The organism is Pseudanabaena sp. CCNP1317 (assembly GCF_034931345.1).
Taxonomy (GTDB): Bacteria; Cyanobacteriota; Cyanobacteriia; order Pseudanabaenales; family Pseudanabaenaceae; genus Pseudanabaena; species Pseudanabaena galeata.
The window spans coordinates 1-1,158 of record NZ_JAYGIF010000180.1 but is presented as its reverse complement, the minus strand read 5'-3'; the positions used below and the strand labels follow the sequence as shown (position 1 = coordinate 1,158).

At 43.1% G+C, this 1,158-nt stretch carries 1 protein-coding gene; it reads left to right on the top strand.

The genetic code is table 11. From position 1 onward, the window contains the following. The coding region (locus VB775_RS26245; RefSeq protein WP_323217176.1) for an IS1380 family transposase at positions 1-1,083 on the top strand (1,083 nt) is incomplete at its 5' end. Positions 1,084-1,158: the final 75 nt, after the last annotated feature.

Sequence of the window (1,158 nt, the reverse complement as noted above, 5' to 3'; positions counted from 1 at the left end):
AGAAAAGACCCAATTTTAAAAATTGCCTGCAATCGGTTGCCAATAGATGAAGAAGAGGAACTACTGGCAAGTCAGTCAACCATGACGCGGTTAGAGAATCGGATTGCGAAATCAGAGAACAAAGCCATGAGGCGGTTATTTATCGAGAAATATATCGAACAGCACAAGACCCCTCCCAAACAAATCGTACTAGACATAGATGGGTGGGATGCGCCAACGCACGGAGAGCAACAGATGAGCTTTTTTCATGGATACTATGATCATCATATCTACTATCCCGTATTGATCAATGAAGCAAAAAGTGGATATCCTCTAGTATTGCAACTGAGAGCAGGGAATAGTCATGCAGGGAAAGGAGTCGCACCAATATTACGTTGGCTATTCTGGCGATTAAAACGGGAATGGGCAGGAGTCGAAATCATTTTGCGGGGTGATGGAGGATTCTCCTTACCCGAAATCATCAAAGTCTGCGAGCGTTCGGGTGTTGGCTATGTTTGTGGATTTTCTAGTAATGCTGTTTTAAAGCGCAAGGTAGCTAATTTGCTGGAACGCGCAAGATTGCAATATTGTCAGACGAGAGAAAAAGCGCGGTTGTTTGATGATGTTTACTACCAATCTAGTTCATGGTCAGAACCACGACGCTTAGTAATGAAAGCGGAATGGCTAGAAAAAGGGGCTAATCCACGTTTTCTGATTACCAATTTGGCGTTACCACCCCAAGAACTTTACGATAAATTTTATGTCTATAGAGGGGCGGATTCTGAGCATCGTATCAAGGAATTGAAATTGGGTATCAAGGCAGGTCGCCTCAGTTGTCATAGTTTTACGGCTAACCAGTTTCGGCTGCTTCTGGCTCAGGCTGCCTATATTCTCATGTTAACGATTCGACAAGCGGCGGCGGCAACGACATTAGCCAAAGCTCAAGTAATTCGCTTACGCGATTCTTTGCTCAAATGTGCGGCTCATGTCAAAGTGTCGGTTAGGCGGGTGCTGGTAGAATTGCCAAATTTCTTTCCCTTTGCTAAAGAATTCTGTCTGATTTCTCAGCGTTTATCCGAGCCTAACTTCTGTATTTTTGATTAGTTTTTGACCTCTCATAGGATTAATCTATCTCTTTGTAGCCATTTAAGTCCATTTTTGCCATTAATTCTTGTTTCT